This is a genomic window from Bacteroides sp. HF-4919 (genome assembly GCF_018860125.1).
The window spans coordinates 321,697-340,890 of sequence record NZ_JAHKNF010000002.1 but is presented as its reverse complement, the minus strand read 5'-3'; the positions used below and the strand labels follow the sequence as shown (position 1 = coordinate 340,890).

Here is a 19,194-nt window from a genome sequence, read left to right as displayed (position 1 = left end):
AAATTTGGTACTTTTGCATCGTGTTTAACCAAACCCATGCAAGAAATGAACCAAATAGCTTCCGTATGTGTATATTGTGCTTCAAGTACGAAAATAGATCAGATTTATTTTGATGCAGCTGTGCGATTAGGACAGTTGTTGGCAACCCGGCATATCCGTTTGATAAATGGAGCGGGAAATATAGGGTTGATGCGGTCGGTGGCTGATGCCGTATTACAGAACGGAGGCGAAGTGACCGGAGTGATCCCTCACTTTATGGTAGAGCAAGGATGGCATCATACCGGTTTGACGGAGCTTATCGAGGTGGACAGTATGCACGAACGTAAACGACTGATGGCTGAAAAGAGTGATGCTGTGATTGCATTGCCCGGAGGATGCGGGACTCTGGAAGAGTTACTTGAAATTATTACCTGGAAACAGTTGGGGCTTTATCTTCAACCGATCGTGATATTGAATACCAATGGCTTTTTCGATCCTTTGTTGACAATGCTCGACAAAGCCATAGACGGTAATTTCATGAGGAAACAGCATGGAGATATCTGGCATGTAGCCCATACTCCGGAAGAGGCTGTGGATCTGGTTTATTCAATACCCGTATGGGACAGTTCCATCCGTAAGTTTGCTGCTATATGATTTCTCCTCGGGACTCTGTTGGTGTGCAGGTGGCAGATACTTTGCCGCAGACCTTCCATGAAGCTTGTGTTCCGAAAGATACATTGGCGGCGGTTGATTTACAGGCGGTGAGCGAGACGGTTACGGGAGTGGATGGCATATCGATCCCTTACTCTCCAAGGACGGATGACGGGTTGGCAATGATACTGCTGGGATGTTTCTTTATTTCTTCGTATGTATTGGCGCGCAGTAAGAAATTCCTGTTGCAACAAGTTAAAGATTTTATGTTGCATCGTGAAAGAACAAGTATTTTCGCTTCCTCTACGGCAGCTGATATGCGTTATCTGTTATTGTTGACTGTGCAGACTTGTGTTCTTGGAGGTGTATGTATCTTTAACTATTTTAATGATGTCCGGCCCTCACTGATGGAGCGCGTTTCGCCTCATGTGCTCTTGGGAGTTTATGTTGCTGTGTGCATATTCTATTTTTTATTCAAGTGGATTATATATTCGTTTTTGGGATGGGTGTTTTTTGACAAAAGTAAAACAGATATATGGCTGGAGTCTTATTCTACGCTGATTTACTACCTTGGATTTGCTTTATTTCCGTTTGTTTTGTTTCTGGTTTATTTTGATCTGAATGTTACCTTTTTAGTTTCAATTGGTTGCATTTTGGTAATTTTTACTAAAATATTGATGTTTTACAAGTGGCTAAAGCTTTTTTCCTGTAATATTTATGGGGTTTTCCTTTTAATTTTATACTTTTGTGCCCTTGAAATCATACCTTGTTTAATAGTCTATCAGGGTCTGATTCAGCTAAATAATGTTTTGATAATAAATTTTTAGGACGTTGAAAATTAAGAAAGTATTAGTGTCGCAGCCTAAGCCTGCTTCAGAGAAATCTCCTTATTACGACATTGCTGAAAAGTATGGTGTAAAAATAGATTTCCGCCCCTTCATCAAGGTTGAGAGCGTCTCTGCGAAAGAATTCAGACAACAGAAAGTATCGATTCTTGATCATACGGCTGTTATATTTACCTCACGCCATGCGATTGATCATTTCTTCCATTTATGTACGGAGTTGCGTGTGACGATCCCTGAGACGATGAAGTATTTTTGTGTAACAGAAGCTGTTGCTCTTTACATTCAGAAATATGTGCAGTATCGTAAGCGTAAGATTTTCTTCGGAGCTACGGGTAAGATTGAAGATTTGATTCCTTCGATTGTGAAGCATAAAACAGAGAAATATCTCGTTCCGATGTCGGATGTACATAACGATGACGTGAAGAATCTGTTGGATAAGAATAATATTCAGCATACGGAATGCGTAATGTATCGTACTGTTAGTAACGACTTTATGGAAGGAGAGGAGTTTGATTATGACATGCTGGTATTCTTTAGCCCTGCGGGAGTTTCTTCATTAAAAAAGAACTTCCCTGATTTCGATCAGAAGGATATCAAGATCGGAACATTTGGATCGACAACAGCACAGGCTGTTCGTGATGCAGGACTCCGTCTGGATTTGGAAGCACCTAATGTGAAGTCTCCTTCAATGACGGCTGCTCTCGATTTGTTTATTAAGGAAAACAATAAAGGAAAATAAATGAAACGGTGAACAGCAAACGGTAAACAATGAACAGGCATATTCATCTGTAGCATTGTTTACTGTTTGTTGTTTGCCGTTTATAATTATTATGGCAAATACCCTGTGCAAGGCCGAAAGGCTGAATAGTAAGATTCTGATTGAGAAGATGTTTGCAGGCGGCTCTAAGTCGTTTTCCATCTTTCCGTTGCGTGTGGTGTATATGCCTGTGGAAAATCAGGATGCTCAGGCATCTGTTTTATTGAGCGTTTCGAAGAAGCGATTTAAACGCGCGGTAAAGCGGAATAGGGTGAAACGCCAATTGCGTGAGGCGTACCGGTTGCATAAGCATCTACTATTGCAGACTTTAACCGATAAACAGCAACAGTTGGCTATTGCTTTCATCTATCTTTCGGACGAATTAACGTCCTCGGCCGAAATAGAGGAGAAAATGAAGACTCTGCTGGCTCGTATCAGCGAGAGATTGGTATGAAACGTCTGCTTTCATATATATTATTGCTTCCTATATACTTTTACAGGGCTTGTATTTCGCCCATGACCTCTCCTTCATGTCGTTTTACGCCTACTTGTTCGCAGTACGCTATTGAAGCGATTAAGAAACATGGTCCTTTTAAGGGGCTTTATCTTGCCGTCAGGCGGATATTTCGTTGTCATCCGTGGGGTGGATCTGGGTATGATCCCGTTCCTTAGTGATTTATGAATATTCTGGATATACATACGCATCGGCTGCCTGCAGAACCGGGGCAGGCAATACAAAATTGTCAGCCGGCAGAATTTATTCCGCTGGTCGGTGCTTACTATTCTGTGGGGATTCATCCCTGGTACCTGACCCGTGAGAATTTCGTCCGCCAGTGGGAACTGTTGTTGTCAGCTATCCATTCTCCTCAGGTTCTTGCAATTGGCGAAGCAGGTCTCGACAAGTTGGCACAGACGGACTATGTGTTGCAGCAAGAAGCATTTGAAAAGCAGGCTATACTTGCACACGAAATGGGATATCCGTTAGTAATTCATGCAGTGCGGTCAGCAGATGAAATTATCCGCTTTAAAAGGAAAATGCAGCCTTCTAACCCCTGGATTATACATGGTTTCCGCGGGAAAAAAGAATTGGCTCTGCAATATATCCGGGAGGGAATTTATCTTTCACTGGGAGAGAAGTATCAGGAGGAAGCGCTTCGACAGATACCTTCGGAATACTTGTTTCTGGAGACAGATGAAAGTCTGATAGATATCCATAGCCTTTATGAGCGAGCTGCTTTACTTCTGGAGATGCCTGTTTGCAAACTCATGCAACAAGTACAGCAAAACATTAATAACGTCTTTTTTAGGCAATAAGAGTTGCTTGTTCCGATAAAGAGTCGTACTTTTGCCCTAATTAAACTTTAAAACTTATTATCATTCGATGAATTTTGTAGAAGAACTAAGATGGCGTGGAATGGTGCATGACATGATGCCCGGCACAGAAGAGTTATTGGCGAAAGAACAGGTTACTGCTTATTTGGGTATTGATCCGACAGCCGATTCGTTGCATATCGGACACTTATGCGGTGTGATGATCTTGCGACACTTCCAGCGTTGCGGCCATAAACCATTGGCTTTGATTGGTGGTGCAACAGGTATGATTGGCGATCCTTCGGGTAAGTCGGCAGAACGTAATCTGCTCGATGAAGAGACTTTACGCCACAATCAGGCTTGTATCAAGAAGCAGCTGGCTAAGTTTTTGGACTTCGAATCTGATGTTCCTAATAGAGCCGAATTAGTGAACAACTATGATTGGATGAAGGAGTTCAGTTTCTTGGATTTTGTTCGTGAAGTGGGTAAACACATCACTGTAAACTACATGATGGCTAAGGAATCAGTAAAGAAGCGCCTGAACGGTGAAGCCCGTGACGGATTGTCGTTTACAGAGTTTACTTATCAGTTGTTGCAGGGTTATGACTTCCTTCACCTCTATGAAACCAAAGGATGTAAATTGCAGATGGGTGGTTCCGATCAGTGGGGAAATATCACTACCGGTACTGAGTTGATTCGCCGTACCAATGGTGGTGAGGCTTATGCACTGACATGTCCGTTGATTACCAAAGCTGACGGTGGAAAGTTTGGTAAGACAGAATCCGGTAATATCTGGTTGGATCCTCGTTATACATCTCCTTATAAATTCTATCAGTTCTGGCTCAATGTGAGTGACTCTGACGCAGAACGTTATATCAAGATATTTACTTCGCTTGATAAGGCAGAAATCGACGGGTTGGTTGCTGAACATAATGAAGCTCCGCATTTGAGAGCACTTCAGAAACGTTTGGCAAAAGAAGTAACTGTAATGGTTCATTCTGAAGAGGATTATAATGCTGCGGTAGATGCATCTAATATCTTGTTTGGCAATGCTACATCCGATGCGTTGAGAAAGCTGGACGAAGACACGCTTCTGGCTGTGTTCGAAGGTGTTCCTCAATTTGAGATTTCACGTGATGCATTGACAGAGGGAGTGAAAGCAGTTGACCTGTTCGTTGACAATGCTGCTGTATTTGCTTCAAAAGGTGAAATGCGTAAACTGGTTCAGGGTGGCGGTGTTTCTTTGAATAAAGAGAAGTTGGCTGCTTTTGATCAGGTGATTACTACTGCTGATCTGCTTGATGAAAAGTATCTGTTGGTTCAGCGTGGTAAGAAAAACTATTATTTGATTATCGCTAAATAAGGAGTTTTCTTTTCCGCCTTTCATTCAGGGGGCGGGTTGAGTGAAACTTTAATATAAAAAAGAGGATGTCTCAAAAGGGGGTGCCATGTAATAGGCAAATTGACCCTGTGAGACATCCTTTTTCTTTGTGGAGTGGCAGATTAATGCTTTCCTGCTTTATCTGCCGGGAGTTCTTTCAGTAATTCCTCTACTGCCGTCTTCAATTGCGTATCTTCACCTTTGACGATTGTTTCCGGTGAGTTGGCAACTTTAATGTCCGGTTCCAGCTGTGTGTTTTCCAGATAGCTTCCATCCGGGAGTCGATAGCCTATGACAGGAATACCGAATACCAGAGATGGGTCTTGCAGGCGTTCCCATGAAACACTGGTCATAGTTCCCGGTACGGGCATACCTACCAATTTACCCAATTTCTGGTGGCTGTATACCCATGGTGTACCGTGCGCATTCGAGTAATTGGCTTCACATGTCAGCATGATAGATGGTTTGTTCCATCGGCGGCTGGGCATATCGCATGCTTCGCGTCCGCGAACAACCTGAGTGAAATACTTCTTGCCGCTGAACAATACTTCGATATCTTCGTGAAGGCGGCCACCACCATTGAAACGGGTGTCTATAACGATACCTTCGCGGTTATTGTATTTTCCTAAAATATCCGAGTAGACGGAACGGAAACTGCCATCACCCATCGACTGTATGTGTACATATCCCAAACGTCCGTTGGACCATTTGTCTACATTGGCCGCCCGTTGTTTCACCCAGCGTTTGTAAAGCAGATTGTTGAGGGTTCCGTTGCCGACCGGGATTACTACTTCTTCCCACCGTTCACCGTTTTGCGGATTGTATAGCGAAACAAGCGTCTTCTTATTGGCTTTGTCATTCAGTAACGTCAGATAATCTGTTTCGGGAGTTATTGCCTGCCCGTTGATCTTTTCAATGACAGTTCCGGCTTTCACCTTCGAGCGGGCGTGATCGAACGGCCCTTTTTCAATCACTTCCATGATCAATGCACCTTTTCCTTTGTGATTCCAGTCTGTAAGCACTCCCAAACTGGCTGTGGCATCTCCCGGAATGGATGGAGAGAAGCGGCCGCCGGTATGCGATACATTCAGTTCACCCAGCCATTCGCTCAGCAATTCGGCAAAGTCGTAGTTGTTATTGATGTGCGGCAGGAATTTGCGGTAAGCAGCAGACATGGCATCCCAGTCTACTCCGTGCATGTTGGTGTTGTAGAAACGTTTCTGCTGCTGCTTATATACATGGTCGAACATATATTCTCGTTCTGCGGCTAAATCCATTTTCATCTCTGCTTTATAGCTGATCGGCTTCAGAGTCTCTCCGCTGAGGTCCATTTTCTGCATGGTGTTGCCTCCCAGGACAAACAGGGTTTTTCCTTCTTTGTCCATATTCATAGAAGCCCATCCGGCATTCATTTTATGAAGCAGCTTGGTTTCTTTTTTGCGGAGATCCATTTTCCATAGGTCAAATCCACCTTCGAATGCTGACAGATAGTAGAGGGTTTCACCGTCTTTTGAGATGATGGTACTGCCCAGATTCGAAGAATTGGGAGTGAGGCGGATGATACGGTCTTCGAGCCCATTCAGCTCCACTACGATGGTTTTTACCTCGTCTTTCTTTTCAGTCTCTGCTTTGGGATCTTTCTTTTTGCCTTTTTTCAGGTTAGCAGAAGCTTTTTCTTTATCCTTCTGTTGCTCCTTTTCCAGTTCTTTCTGCAATTCATAATCCTCTTTACTCAGACGGAACTTATCGAAAGCATCCTGATTGAGGAATACCAGCATGGCATCGTTTTGTGAACCCCAGGAAGCATGTGCACGCATCCCATATCGTTCGGTCGTGAACAAGATGGCATTGCCGTCCAGTGCCCAACGGGGAGATCCGCTCATGTAACCACTGTTAGTCAGGTTGATGATCGGGCTGCCACCCTGTGCACTCACTAATCCTATGTCTGAATATGGATCATGCCGGTTACCGATAAACTCGAGTGTGAACCATTTTCCGTCAGGTGACCATTGGTAGTCGAAATTTCCGTCGGTGCTGAACCAAGTGGATCCATCGGTGATCTGGCGAACCTTTTTCGTGTCTAAATTAACTACCATCAAGCGGTTGCGGTCCTCTATAAACGCCAGTTCTTTACCGTCCGGTGAGAATTGCGGATAAGCCCGTTCCACGGTTGTGGAGGGCAGTAACACTTCTTCTTCGATGATAGTGGCATTCGGGAAGTTGGCCTCCTCTTTACGGGCTATTTTAGCCAGGAAAAGTTGCCAGTTGCCGTTACGTTCGCTTGCGTAGGCCAAGGTACGGTTGTCCGGGGCGAAAGTGAGTCCGGCTTCGCGTGCAGGTGTTTGGGTGATTTGTTTTGTGGTGGCATAATCTGTCGAGGTCACAAATACTTCTCCCCGTACGATAAACGCAATCTGTTTTCCATCCGGCGATACGGTTCCCGATGTCGCTCCGTTTGTAAAAGTCAGGTCTGCTATTTTATCCTGATCATCGCGGACAATGTCTATGTCCGTTTTTTGTGGAGTGGCATTACCTTTTTGAGTATATATTTCCCCGTCATACGCATAGCATAATGTTCCGTCATGACTCATTGACAAGAAACGCACAGGATGTGTTTTGAAAGATGTCACCGTTTTAAGAGACTGTGTGTTGTCCAATGGGAAGTTGTAGACATTGAACGAGCCTTCGCGTTCACTTAATATATATACACTTTTTCCGTCCGGTGAAAGGATGGGGTTGCGGTCTTCTCCGGCGTGATTGGTCAGGTTGGTATGTTTTCCTGTTTGAGTGTTGTACATCCAGATGTCACGGGTGATGGACGAAGTGTGATGTTTCCGCCATTCATCTTCAAAACCTTTACGGTCCTGATAAAGGAAGAATTCCCCCGATGTTGCATAACAAACTGCTTCGGCCGGGGTGCCCAGCACCTGTTCCGTACGTCCTCCGTTTGCAGGGACCTTGTAGAGCTCTGTCATGGCTGTTGTCGGGAACATGGCGCTTTGTGCGGGATCCTGGATGGATGCTGAAAATAGAATATATTTTCCGTCCGGTGTAAAAGTTGAAGGGAGTTCGGATGCAGAATTGGTAGTCAGTCTTTGTGCCGTACCTCCTGTCGCCGGCATTATAAAAATGTCAAAATTGCCATTACGGTCACTGGCAAAAGCGATTTGCTTACTGTCCGGTGACCAAATCGGTGTGCATTCATACGATGGTTGTGTTGTAAGCTGGGTGGCTACCCCTCCTCCGGCAGGTACCTTGTAAATATCTCCTTTGTAACAGAATGCTATTTCTGTTCCGTCCGGCGAAATCTGTACGTCACGCATCCATAGCGGTGATGCGGCATTGCCGGTAAGCGTGGTGAGACCCAATGCAATGCATACAAAAAGTTTTCTCATACTTACTGAATTTATTCGTTTACTTTATTGATTTCTGTAAGTACAAAGGTAGCAATTAGCCGCGGCTAACGAGACTTATTATACAAAAAAGTCTAAAAAGATTTGGAAAATAACTTGCATGGCATTATCTTTGCATCGCTTTTTAACAGAAAGCGCATGAGCTTGTCCTATGGTGTAATGGTAGCACAACAGTTTTTGGTTCTGTTTGTCTAAGTTCGAATCTTGGTAGGACAACCCCCAAATGCCTTGAAAGTAAATTACTTCCAAGGCATTTTTCTTTTTGTATGGCCGAGTTTCCTTTAGGTCAGCTTGTATTATCCATCATCTCCTATTCATGTTATGCTATTTACCTTAATAATTAATTGAGATGGTACGTTCTTTATCTCGTCCTGTGTACGCAGGCTTATTAGCCCGTGTACCTGTGCCCATTAGCCTTGGTATGCGTGCCCATTGGCACGGGTATGCGGGACGAGATAGAGCCTTGACCATTTATATAAAAGATAGCAAGGAAAATGAAATACTTTTCAAGGTATAAATAGATAAGGAATTAACTTTATATGTCTATATAACAGTAGTTTACCATATACTTTCTGACAAAAATGGAGGGTGGAAGATGGAAGATAAGGGTGGAAGATTGATAGCCTAAAAAGACGATCTTCCACCATGATAAATTGCGGAATATCAGATGGTAAACTACAAAAAGGTGGAAGATGGAAGATGGAAATACTTTTTACGTATGAGTGGGTAAATTGGGGAAAAAATTTTCTTCTTTCTCTTTCTTTTTGCCTATTTTTGCCTATTCGTTAATACTAAAATCTAATAATCAATGAAACGTCGCGATTTTCTGAAGTGTTCACTTGCTGTAGGAGCAGGCTTGGCAACCTCTCCGTTGACTTATGCATTTAATGGTGAAAACCAAGAGTCAAACAATGATTCGTCCGGCTCCTCTAAGGCTCCTGCCACAAAAGGAGGGAAACCACATATCATTTTTATTATGAGTGACCAGCATCGTGGAGATGCTTTACATTGCATGGGGAATAAAGCCGTCATTTCTCCTAACATAGATAAGTTGGCTCAGGAAGGCAGCTTGTTTGTATGTGGTTATAGTTCTGCCCCCAGTAGTACGCCCGCGCGTGCCGGCTTGCTTACGGGGATGTCTCCATGGCACCATGGGATGTTGGGGTATGGAAAGGTCGCTTCCAAATATAAATATGAAATGCCCCGGATGTTGCGCGATTTGGGCTACTATACTTTTGGAATAGGGAAGATGCACTGGTTTCCACAGAAAGCCTTGCATGGCTTTCATGCTACATTGGTAGACGAGAGCGGGCGTAGTGAAACCCGTGATTTTATTAGTGACTATCGGGGATGGTTTCAGTTGCAGGCGCCCGGGAAGAATCCGGATTTAACGGGAATCGGGTGGAACAATCATAATGCCGGAACTTATAAACTTGAGGAAAGATTACATCCTACGGCCTGGACGGGGCAAACAGCCTGTGAATTAATACGGAATTATGAAAGTGATCAGCCTCTGTTCCTGAAAGTCTCTTTTGCCCGCCCTCATAGTCCGTATGATCCTCCGAAGCGATATTTGGATATGTATGAAAAGGCAGATATCCCTGTACCGTTTGTTGGGGATTGGTGTGGAAAGTATGCTGAACGTAAAGATCCGGAAAAGGTTGCGAAAGACGCCCCTTTCGCGAATTTAGGAGAAGAATACGCTGTCAATTCCCGACGCCATTATTATGCGAATGTGACGTTTATTGATGATCAGATTGGGCAGATTATTCAGGCCCTGAAAGAGAAAGGAATGTACGAGAACGCAATTATTTGTTATACGGCCGACCACGGTGATATGTTGGGTGACCATTATCATTGGCGGAAAACCTATGCCTATGAAGGTTCGGCGAAGATTCCTTATATTATAAAATGGCCTTCTGCCATGACTACACAGGCTATTAAAGGAAAACGAATAGAACAGCCGGTAGAGTTACGTGATTTTTTGCCTACCTTCATCGAACTTGCAGGGGGAACGGTACCGGATGATATGGACGGCAAGTCTTTGGTTGCACTGGTTTCAGGAAATAATGATGGCTGGCGGAAATATATTGATCTGGAACATGCCACCTGCTATAGTGCCGATAATTATTGGTGTGCGCTTACTGACGGTAAAATGAAGTATATCTGGTTTATTCATACGGGCGAAGAGCAATTGTTCGATTTAAGTGCAGATCCCGGAGAACGGAAAAATCTTTTTGGAGACAGTCGTTATGCAGACCGGTTGGCTGAGATGCGTAAAGCAATGGTTTGTCACTTGCAAGAGAGGGGAACAGATTTTGTAAAAGATGGAAAGCTGGTAGTAAGAGATCAGACTTTACTTTATAGCCCTAATTATCCAAAAGATTAATGTTATTTATCTGTGCAGGATAATTGGGCGCAATTTATTCTCAAATCCCGTTTTCTTTTCTTATTTTTGTGTCGTGTACGCAAACGATGTTTGTCTGAGCGGCACCTAATGTAAACTTATAAATAAGAAATATGAAAACAAACTATGAGATTCGCTATGCTGCCCATCCGGAAGACGCAAGAAGCTATGACACCAAGAGAATCCGGAGAGATTTCCTGATAGAGAAGGTTTTTTCGGCCGATGAAGTGAATATGGTATACTCCATGTATGATCGTATGGTAGTGGGCGGAGCCATGCCGGTAAATGAAGTGTTGAAGTTGGAAGCTATCGATCCTTTGAAAGCTCCTTATTTCCTGACCCGTCGTGAAATGGGTATTTTCAATGTCGGAGGTCCCGGCGTTGTGAGAGCAGGGAATGCGATATTTCAGTTAGCTTATAAAGAAGCGCTTTATTTGGGTTCGGGCGATCGGGAAGTAACTTTTGAGAGTGTAGATGCCGCACATCCTGCTAAATTTTATTTTAATTCGCTGACCGCTCACCGCAATTATCCTGATAAGAAAGTAACGAAAGCCGATGCGGTGGTTGCTGAAATGGGCACGTTGGAAGGCTCGAATCATCGCAATATTAATAAGATGCTTGTAAACCAGGTGCTACCTACCTGCCAGTTGCAGATGGGAATGACCGAACTGGCTCCGGGAAGTGTGTGGAATACGATGCCCGCACATGTTCACAGCCGCCGTATGGAGGCTTATTTCTATTTTGAGGTACCGGAGGAGCATGCCGTATGCCATTTCATGGGTGAGGTTGACGAAACCCGTCATGTATGGATGAAGGGCGATCAGGCAGTATTGTCACCGGAATGGTCCATTCATTCGGCAGCGGCAACTCACAGTTACACTTTTATCTGGGGCATGGGGGGTGAGAACCTTGATTATGGTGACCAGGATTTTTCGTTAATCACGGACTTGAAATAAGGTGTTTGATATGAATATTTCTTTTTAGAGAATGGAAGTGAGATGAGTTTTTTTAAAACATTATAAGTATGGTAAACTTTTCATTAAAGGGCAAAGTGGCATGGGTCACGGGTGCATCTTACGGTATCGGTTTTGCGTTGGCTACTGCTTTCTCAGAGGCAGGCGCGAAGATCGTTTTTAATGACATCAGTCAGGAGCTGGTCGACAAGGGGTTGGCTGCATATAAGGAACTGGGGATTGAGGCCAGTGGATATGTGTGCGACGTCACGAGTGAGGAGCAGGTAAATGCTTTGGTTGCACGGATTGAGAAAGAGGTCGGAGTGGTTGATATTCTGGTAAATAATGCCGGTATCATTAAGCGCATCCCGATGTGTGAGATGACAGCGGAGCAGTTCCGGCAGGTGATTGACGTGGACCTGAATGCCCCGTTTATTGTGTCGAAAGCCGTGATTCCTTCAATGATTAAGAAGGGGCATGGAAAAATCATCAATATCTGTTCGATGATGAGTGAGCTGGGGCGTGAAACAGTATCTGCTTATGCCGCTGCCAAGGGCGGGCTGAAGATGCTCACCCGCAACATTGCGTCCGAGTATGGTGAGTTCAATATCCAGTGTAACGGTATTGGCCCGGGGTATATCGCCACACCTCAGACGGCGCCTTTGCGTGAAGTGCAGCCGGACGGTTCGCGCCACCCGTTCGACTCATTCATTATAGCCAAGACTCCTGCTGCCCGTTGGGGAACACCGGAAGACCTGATGGGACCGGCCGTATTCCTGGCTTCGGATGCTTCGAATTTCGTGAACGGTCATGTGCTTTATGTAGATGGCGGTATTTTGGCTTATATCGGTAAACAACCTAAATGAATCTGATCAATACAATTGAATTAATGAAGAAAGTTTTTCTTTTTGCCGCACTCGCTTTGTTGTGTCTGGCTTGTAATGAAGCGGGTAAGTCGGTTTCTGTTACGGTATCCAATGCCACTTCGCTGGAACGTGACGGTGAGATGGCAGAAGTATCCATGAGCGAGGTTTCCTCTAAATTGCAGTTACCCGATACCGCGCAGATAGTCGTGGTGGATGCCGAAGGGCAGCAAGTACCCTATCAGATAACTTCTGACGAGAAAGTGATATTTCCGGTCAGTGTACAGGCGAATGGTTCGACTGTTTACACGATAAAGGCGGGTATTCCCCAGGAGTGTCCGGTGAAGGCTTGCGGAAGATATTATCCCGAACGGGTGGATGACGTGGCCTGGGAGAACGATTTGGTGGCTTTCCGTACCTACGGACCTGCTTTACAGGAAACCGGAGAACGTGCTTTCGGATATGATATCTGGACGAAGTACAACACCACTGAGCCGGTGGTGGAAGCTCGCTATGAAGGCGAATTGAACCCGGATACAAAAGCTAAAATAGCAGAACTCGGGAAGACGGATCCTAAAGCTGCGCAGGAGCTTTACCGGTCGGTTTCTTATCATGTGGACCATGGCAACGGACTGGACTGTTATAAGGTCGGTCCTACTTTGGGAGGGGGCACGGCTGCGTTAATGGCAGGTGATACAATTATTTATCCGTATTGTTACGCTACCCAGGAGATACTGGATAATGGTCCGCTGCGTTTCACTGTGAGACTGGTGTATCATCCGTTGGTGGTAAGGGGAGACTCCGGCGTGATCGAAACACGTGTGATTACGTTGGATGCGGGTTCGCATCTGAACAAAACGATTGTTTCTTATACCAATCTGAAAGAGACAATGCCTCTGGCAGTCGGCATCGTATTGCATGAACCCGATGGAGCTGTGGTGGCGAATGCGGCAGAGGGATACATCACTTATGTGGACCCGACGGATAATGTGGGTAATGACAACGGTAAAATCTTTGTGGGTGCTGCGTTCCCCACTTTGGTGAAGGAGGCGAAACCTGTTCTGTTCCCGGAGAAAGAGAAGAAAGAGCTGCGCGGAGGTGCCGACGGGCATGTGCTGGCTATCAGCGAGTATGAACCGGGAGCTGACTTTACTTATTACTGGGGAGCTGCCTGGGATAAGGCCGATATAAAAGACGCTGCTGCCTGGAATGCCTATATGGCCGATTTTGCCCGGAAGATACGTAATCCGCTGACGGTAACGGTGAAATAAGAGAGCTGCCTGAGCTTTTTACTGATGTCAGCAATATGGCTTTTCTACAGGAGATTGAGAAACAACTGTCAGGGGAGGATATGAACGTGGCATTGACGGGAGCGATTCTGCACTAATCCGTCCGGTCATAGCCCGACTCTTAGTCTTCCATCTGTTTTATATTCCTTATTAGTCCGCTATACTTAGCCCTCTTCACAGCACTGCCTTTGAAGAGGGTTCTGTATTTTTCTTCGCTTAGTTGTTGCCAGTCTTCTTTCTTCATATTCATGAACTCCGGCGAGGGTTGCAGCTCCGGTGTCCGGCAAGGAGTGGCAAACCGGTTCCAGGGACAAGCTTTCTGGCATTCGTCACATCCATAAACACGGTTTCCCATCAGAGGGGAAATAGAGGCCGGAATTTCGCCTTTATTCTCTATAGTGAGGTATGAAAGGCAACGGCGTGCATCCAGGCCGTACGGGGCTTCTAAAGCTTGCGTGGGGCAGGCTTGCAGGCAGCGGTTACACGTCCCGCAGCGATTCGGCCGGGGGCGGTCGTATGTGTCGGCTTCCGTGTTCAGGAAGAGTTCTCCCAAGAAGAAGGTAGATCCGGCACGGGGAATGATCAGCTGGGTATTCTTCCCGATCCATCCGAGGCCGGCACGCCAGGCCCAATAGCGTTCGAGTACGGGGGCGGTGTCACAGAACACACGTCCGTCCAGTTCCGGTACGTCTGATTCCTGTATGAAGCGGAACAGGGTGGTCAGTTTTTCACGCATGAGATCGTGATAGTCCTTCCCGTAAGCGTACCATGCGAATTGGTACTCGTCCTCGGGTAACCGGGTAGCGGGGTAGTAGTTCAGGGCTACGGAGACTACGCAACGGGTGCCTTCGACCAGCAGAGCCGGATCGCAGCGCTTGTCGAAATGGTTGCCCATATAAGCCATTTCGGCGTGCCTGCCCGAGCCCAGCCATTCCTTCAGAAAGTCCCGGTGTACGGGATCGACCGGCCCGGCCGGTGCTATGCCGCAAGCAGAAAAGCCGAGGCGCAAGGCTTCGGCTTTCAGGGCTTTACTGTTTATCTTCGTTTCCATTATAGGATCTTAAATTCGTATCCTTCCTCTTTCAGGAAGTCGATGGCACGGGGAAGTGCGTATTGCAGGTTTCCGTTGTTCCAGGACTTCAGCGAATCGTGGAAGGTAATGATAGACCCGTTGCGGGCATATCTCATCACATTGGCCAGCACTTGCGGCGGGCGGAGCTTCTTACTGTAGTCTCGGGTGACGAGGTCCCACATGACGATCTTATAGTGGCGCTTCAGCGTCATGTACTGCATCCAGCGCATGTGTCCGTGAGGCGGACGGAACAGGTCCGTTTTCATCAGCTCGTTGGCCTTGTCTGTATTGGCCAGATAATTTACCGACAGATATTCGAAGCCGCGGATGTGGTTGAACGTATGGTTGCCGATGCGGTGTCCGCGTTCCACTACCATACGGAACACATCCGGATGCTTGCGGATGTTGTCGCCTACCATGAAAAAAGTAGCCTTGATGTTGTGTTTGTCCAGCAACTCCAGTACCCAGGGCGTCACTTCCGGAATGGGGCCGTCGTCGAAGGTCAGGTAAACTGCCTTCTCGTCAGGGTCCATCCGGAAGATAGCGTCGGGATAGATTGCACGGAAAAACCAAGGCGGTTGCTCTATAAACATCTTCTTCGGTTACAGATTACTGATGGACTTTCATGCGTCCTACGTAAATGTTATATAGTTCGTTCACTTTCGGAGTATAGTTGCCGGCCAGTTTCGACTTGTATTTCTCCATCATTTTGGCTTCCATATCCAGTGCGCTGAGGTGCATGATGAATTCACGCTGCGACATCAACAGATGATTGTCGTCCAGGCTGAGATACCAGGTGAGATATTCCACAGACTTGTTTGCCAGTTCGTCGATGATCCGGTCGGCTTTCGCGGTATCTCCCAACTGGTAGTAGGCTTCTGCCATCTCGAGTGCCCCGTTCTGGAAGTCGTAGGGTACGTTGAAGGCGGGAATCATCTTTTCGGCATATTCCAATGCGGCCAGCGCCTTGTCTTTCTTGCCTTCTTTCATCAGCTGTGTGATGAGTTGGGCGAAGATGCGGCGATGGGTGTAGCACATGCGCATGGTGTTCTCGTCGATGTAGATGCCCGGCTTGTCGATGCCTCCGAACTTGAACTTGTTCATCAGGTTGTCGTACATCTTCTCGCTGTCGATGGTTGCTTCGAGCGCTTCCGTATCGAACGGGGTGAAGCGGTACGTCAGACCTTCCTGGATGAAATGCTCGCGCATATTCAGTTGGTTGTCCGTACCTACGGTGATAGCTATGTAGATGGGGCGTTCCCAATTGGCGTTGGCCAGCATTTCGAGCATCATCAGCTCGCTCTTGTAGAGGGCGCGTTTGGGGTTGCCCTTTTCGTCTTTGAGCGAGATGTGCATATAGTCGGGGATGGAGTCGCCCAACGCTGCCGGGATCATCATACCCGAGCGGCGTACGGCCTCTTTGTCGATCTTGACAACGATGCTGTCGGTCGGTATTACCGCTTGTCCGTCTTTGGTGCGTACCCAGTATTTCAGGATATTCTTCAGTTCGTAAGGATTGTCTCCGAATTGTGCCCGGATGTTGTTCAGGGCTTCCGGGTTCTTGCCGTTCAGGACTTCTTCTTCGGCGGCTTTGTAGGCTTTGTCTATCTGCTTCTTGAAGTCCGGGCGGATGGGTACGTATTCGTTCTGTCCCTCCATGTATTCGGTTCTGTCCCAAGTGATGGGCAGTGCTGGAGAGTCGTATGCCGGACGTTTCATCTGGTCGATGTACCAGTCGGTCTGCAGATAGCTCAGGTTACAGGTGCGTGCGTCGGTGCGGAAACCTTCTGTCTCTTGGTTGTACCACAGCGGGAAGGTGTCGTTGTCACCGTTGGTATAGATGATGGGGTTGCCGCTTTCCTGGAGTGACATCAGGTAGTTCTGTCCGAAGTCGCGTGCCACGTAGCGTCCGCTGCGGTCGTGGTCGTCCCATGTCTGGCTGGCCATCTGTATGGGTACGAGCAGGCAGACTGCCGACGTAAGGGCTGCTGCGGGAACTTCTTTCATGTATCTGCGCAAGAGGTGGACGATGCCTGCGACACCCATACCGATCCAGATGGCGAAGGCGTAGAAGGAGCCTGCGTAAGCGTAGTCACGTTCGCGGGGCTGTCCCGGTGTCTGGTTGAGGTAGAGCACGATGGCTATACCGGTCATGAAGAACAGGAAGAATACCACCCAGAATTGCTGGATGCCTTTCTGTCCGCGCCATGCCTGCCAGAAGAGTCCGATGATTCCCAGCAGAAGCGGGAGGCAGTAGAAGACGTTGTGTCCCTTGTTGTCCTTCAGTTCTTGTGGCAGGAGGCTTTGGTCGCCGTACATGAGGTTGTCGATGAACGGGATGCCGGTGATCCAGTTGCCGTGCTCTATTTCGCCGCTGCTCTGGATGTCGTTTTGCCGTCCGGCGAAGTTCCACATGAAGTAGCGCCAGTACATGAAGTTGAGCTGGTAGGAGAAGAAGAACTTAATGTTGTCCCACTGTGTGGGCATGTTCACCATCAGCATCTCTCCGCATTGGTCGTAGGGGACGTCATATCCGGTGATGTCCTGCCAGGACTTGTAATAAGGGGCGTGTGCCGAACTGTACATGCGGGGGAAGAGCATGTTCTGCGCGTACTCATATTCCACGCGTCCCGGAAGTTCGACGTACGAATCTTTTTCGTCCGGTGAGGTTTTCTCTTTGCGGACGTATTTGGTGTCCGCACTTTTCTGGCGGGGAACGCAATAGCCGTCTTCTACGTCGAGTGCTACTCTCGAGGAGTAGGCCGGGCCGTAGAACAACGGGCGTGTGCCGTATTGCTCTCGTCCTAAGTATTCGCCCAGCGTGAAGATGTCTTCCGGTGAGTTCTGGTCCATCGGCGTGTTGGCTACCGAGCGGATCACGATGAGGGCATACGAGGAGTATCCCACCATGATCATCATGGTGCAGAGCAGCGCCGTGTTCATGGTGCGGGCGGACATGCGTATCTTGGCGTTGAGCTTCGATGCGTAGAAGAGGTAGAGGGCCAGTGCGCCCAATACGAGGATGCCGATGATGACGGCGCCTGCTCCGTGTCCGTAGAACGGGATGCCGAGCATGGCGATGGTCAGCAGGAAGGAGAGGTTCATGCGGGTGCGGCTCTTCTCGTTGTAGCTTTCGTAGATGCCCCAGATGATGGCGGCTGCCAGTAGGGCGATGTAGACGATCACGCCGGTGTTGAACGGCATTCCGAGGGAGTTGACGAACAGCAGTTCGAACCAGCCGCCCACTTTTACGACACCGGGTACGATGCCGTAGAGCACCGCTGCCACCAATACCATCGATCCGGCGAGTGCCAGCAGGGAGCCTTTACCGTTGGCGTTAGGCACTTTCTTGTAGTAGTATACCAGTACGATGGCCGGCAGGCAGAGCAGGTTGAGCAGGTGCACACCGATGCTGAGACCTGTGAGATAAGCGATGAGGATGATCCAGCGGTCGCTATGCGGTTGGTCGGCAACGTCTTCCCACTTCAGTATCAGCCAGAATACGATGGCGGTGAACATCGAGGAGTAGGCATATACTTCTCCTTCGACGGCCGAGAACCAGAATGTGTCGCTGAATGTATAGGCCAGTGCGCCTACCAGTCCGGAACCCATGACGGTGATCAGTTGTCCGCGGGTGATGGCGTTCTCGTCCGTGATGACGAGTTTGCGGACCAGGTGCGTGATGCTCCAGAAGAGGAACAGGATGCAGGCACCGCTCATCAGCGCACTCATGTAGTTGACCATCCGGGCTACCAGTGCCGGGTCGTTGACGAATTGCGTGAAAAGGTTGGCGGTGAGCATAAAAAAGGGTGCTCCGGGGGGGTGTCCTACTTCCAGTTTATAGGCGGTAGTGATAAATTCCGGGCAGTCCCAGAAACTGGCTGTGGGCTCTATCGTCATGCAATAGACGGTAGCGGCGATCAGGAAGGTGATCCAACCCACGAGGTTGTTTACGGTTTTGTACTGTTTCATTCAGACTATAGTTAGTTATTTGTTAACATGATAGACGGGCGCAAAGATAATGATTTACGTGAAGATAGCCGTAGAAAGTGTAGAGTTTTAGGAGTTTGGAGGGGAGAATTAAGAAACGGTAACGGTTGGTCTTAAATTAATAATAAGAATAGTTGAAGAAGAATTATTGTATGGGAGAGCAAAGACCGTGTTTCAAAAAACGTTCGTCTGATGTAACAAAGATAAGTCGCTTTTTTCATCTGTGCAAATGTTTTTACATATATTTAATTATCAGGTGTTTATCTCTTCCTTTGGCCTTCAG

15 protein-coding genes and 1 tRNA gene are annotated in these 19,194 nt (G+C 47.2%); 12 read left to right on the top strand and 4 right to left on the bottom strand.

The genetic code is table 11. From position 1 onward, the window contains the following. The first annotated feature begins 45 nt into the window (after positions 1-45). The 7 genes from KO473_RS05575 (at position 46) to tyrS (ending at position 4,906) form a co-directional block, all read left to right on the top strand. Complete coding sequence (locus KO473_RS05575) at positions 46-633, top strand: TIGR00730 family Rossman fold protein (protein ID WP_032541101.1); 588 nt, start codon at positions 46-48, stop codon at positions 631-633. Then, positions 630-1,457, top strand: a complete 828-nt coding sequence (locus KO473_RS05570) for a DUF4271 domain-containing protein (RefSeq protein WP_122130115.1) — start codon at positions 630-632, stop codon at positions 1,455-1,457. The genes KO473_RS05575 and KO473_RS05570 overlap by 4 nt, the downstream gene beginning before the upstream one ends. A 4-nt stretch (positions 1,458-1,461) precedes the next feature. Next, complete coding sequence (locus KO473_RS05565) at positions 1,462-2,214, top strand: uroporphyrinogen-III synthase (RefSeq protein WP_005779700.1); 753 nt, start codon at positions 1,462-1,464, stop codon at positions 2,212-2,214. A gap of 91 nt (positions 2,215-2,305) precedes the next feature. Further along, complete coding sequence (gene rnpA, locus KO473_RS05560; RefSeq protein ID WP_005779698.1) at positions 2,306-2,686, top strand: ribonuclease P protein component; 381 nt, start codon at positions 2,306-2,308, stop codon at positions 2,684-2,686. Next, complete coding sequence (gene yidD / locus KO473_RS05555) at positions 2,683-2,904, top strand: membrane protein insertion efficiency factor YidD (RefSeq protein WP_122130116.1); 222 nt, start codon at positions 2,683-2,685, stop codon at positions 2,902-2,904. Before rnpA ends, yidD begins: the two co-directional genes overlap by 4 nt. Positions 2,905-2,910: 6 nt before the next feature. After that, positions 2,911-3,546, top strand: a complete 636-nt coding sequence (locus KO473_RS05550; RefSeq protein ID WP_005812392.1) for a TatD family hydrolase — start codon at positions 2,911-2,913, stop codon at positions 3,544-3,546. A gap of 67 nt (positions 3,547-3,613) precedes the next feature. Continuing rightward, positions 3,614-4,906: a tyrosine--tRNA ligase gene (gene tyrS / locus KO473_RS05545; RefSeq protein ID WP_005779687.1), complete on the top strand. Its 1,293-nt coding sequence runs from the start codon at positions 3,614-3,616 to the stop codon at positions 4,904-4,906. A gap of 140 nt (positions 4,907-5,046) precedes the next feature. Here tyrS and KO473_RS05540 read toward each other — a convergent pair whose 3' ends face one another. After that, a complete protein-coding gene (locus KO473_RS05540) occupies positions 5,047-8,319 on the bottom strand; it encodes a S41 family peptidase (RefSeq protein WP_122130117.1) in 3,273 nt (1,090 codons plus the stop codon). Positions 8,320-8,482: 163 nt separating this feature from the next. Between KO473_RS05540 and KO473_RS05535 the strand changes: the two genes are divergently transcribed. The 5 genes from KO473_RS05535 (at position 8,483) to KO473_RS05515 (ending at position 13,831) form a co-directional block, all read left to right on the top strand. Further along, a tRNA-Gln gene (locus tag KO473_RS05535) sits at positions 8,483-8,553 on the top strand. 592 nt (positions 8,554-9,145) lie between these two features. Then, positions 9,146-10,726 carry an arylsulfatase gene (locus KO473_RS05530; protein ID WP_122130118.1) on the top strand — a complete coding sequence of 527 codons (1,581 nt, stop codon included), beginning with the start codon at positions 9,146-9,148 and terminating at the stop codon, positions 10,724-10,726. A gap of 131 nt (positions 10,727-10,857) precedes the next feature. Continuing rightward, entirely contained in the window at positions 10,858-11,700 is an 843-nt protein-coding gene (kduI, locus tag KO473_RS05525) for a 5-dehydro-4-deoxy-D-glucuronate isomerase (RefSeq protein WP_005779680.1), read from the top strand. Between the two features lie 68 nt (positions 11,701-11,768). After that, positions 11,769-12,563, top strand: a complete 795-nt coding sequence (locus tag KO473_RS05520; RefSeq protein WP_005779678.1) for a gluconate 5-dehydrogenase — start codon at positions 11,769-11,771, stop codon at positions 12,561-12,563. A 23-nt stretch (positions 12,564-12,586) separates the two neighbouring features. Then, positions 12,587-13,831 (top strand): DUF4861 domain-containing protein, encoded by a 1,245-nt coding sequence (locus KO473_RS05515; protein WP_216035090.1) that lies wholly within the window; start codon positions 12,587-12,589, stop codon positions 13,829-13,831. A 139-nt stretch (positions 13,832-13,970) separates the two neighbouring features. Here KO473_RS05515 and queG read toward each other — a convergent pair whose 3' ends face one another. Genes queG through KO473_RS05500 form a run of 3 tightly spaced genes read right to left on the bottom strand, consistent with a single transcriptional unit; the run spans position 13,971 to position 18,893 of the window. Next, positions 13,971-14,900 (bottom strand): tRNA epoxyqueuosine(34) reductase QueG, encoded by a 930-nt coding sequence (gene queG, locus KO473_RS05510; RefSeq protein ID WP_122130119.1) that lies wholly within the window; start codon positions 14,898-14,900, stop codon positions 13,971-13,973. After that, complete coding sequence (locus KO473_RS05505; protein ID WP_005779672.1) at positions 14,900-15,514, bottom strand: polysaccharide deacetylase family protein; 615 nt, start codon at positions 15,512-15,514, stop codon at positions 14,900-14,902. The genes queG and KO473_RS05505 overlap by 1 nt, the downstream gene beginning before the upstream one ends. Before the next feature lie 16 nt (positions 15,515-15,530). Then, a complete protein-coding gene (locus KO473_RS05500) occupies positions 15,531-18,893 on the bottom strand; it encodes a protein O-mannosyl-transferase family (RefSeq protein WP_122130120.1) in 3,363 nt (1,120 codons plus the stop codon). Positions 18,894-19,194: the final 301 nt, after the last annotated feature.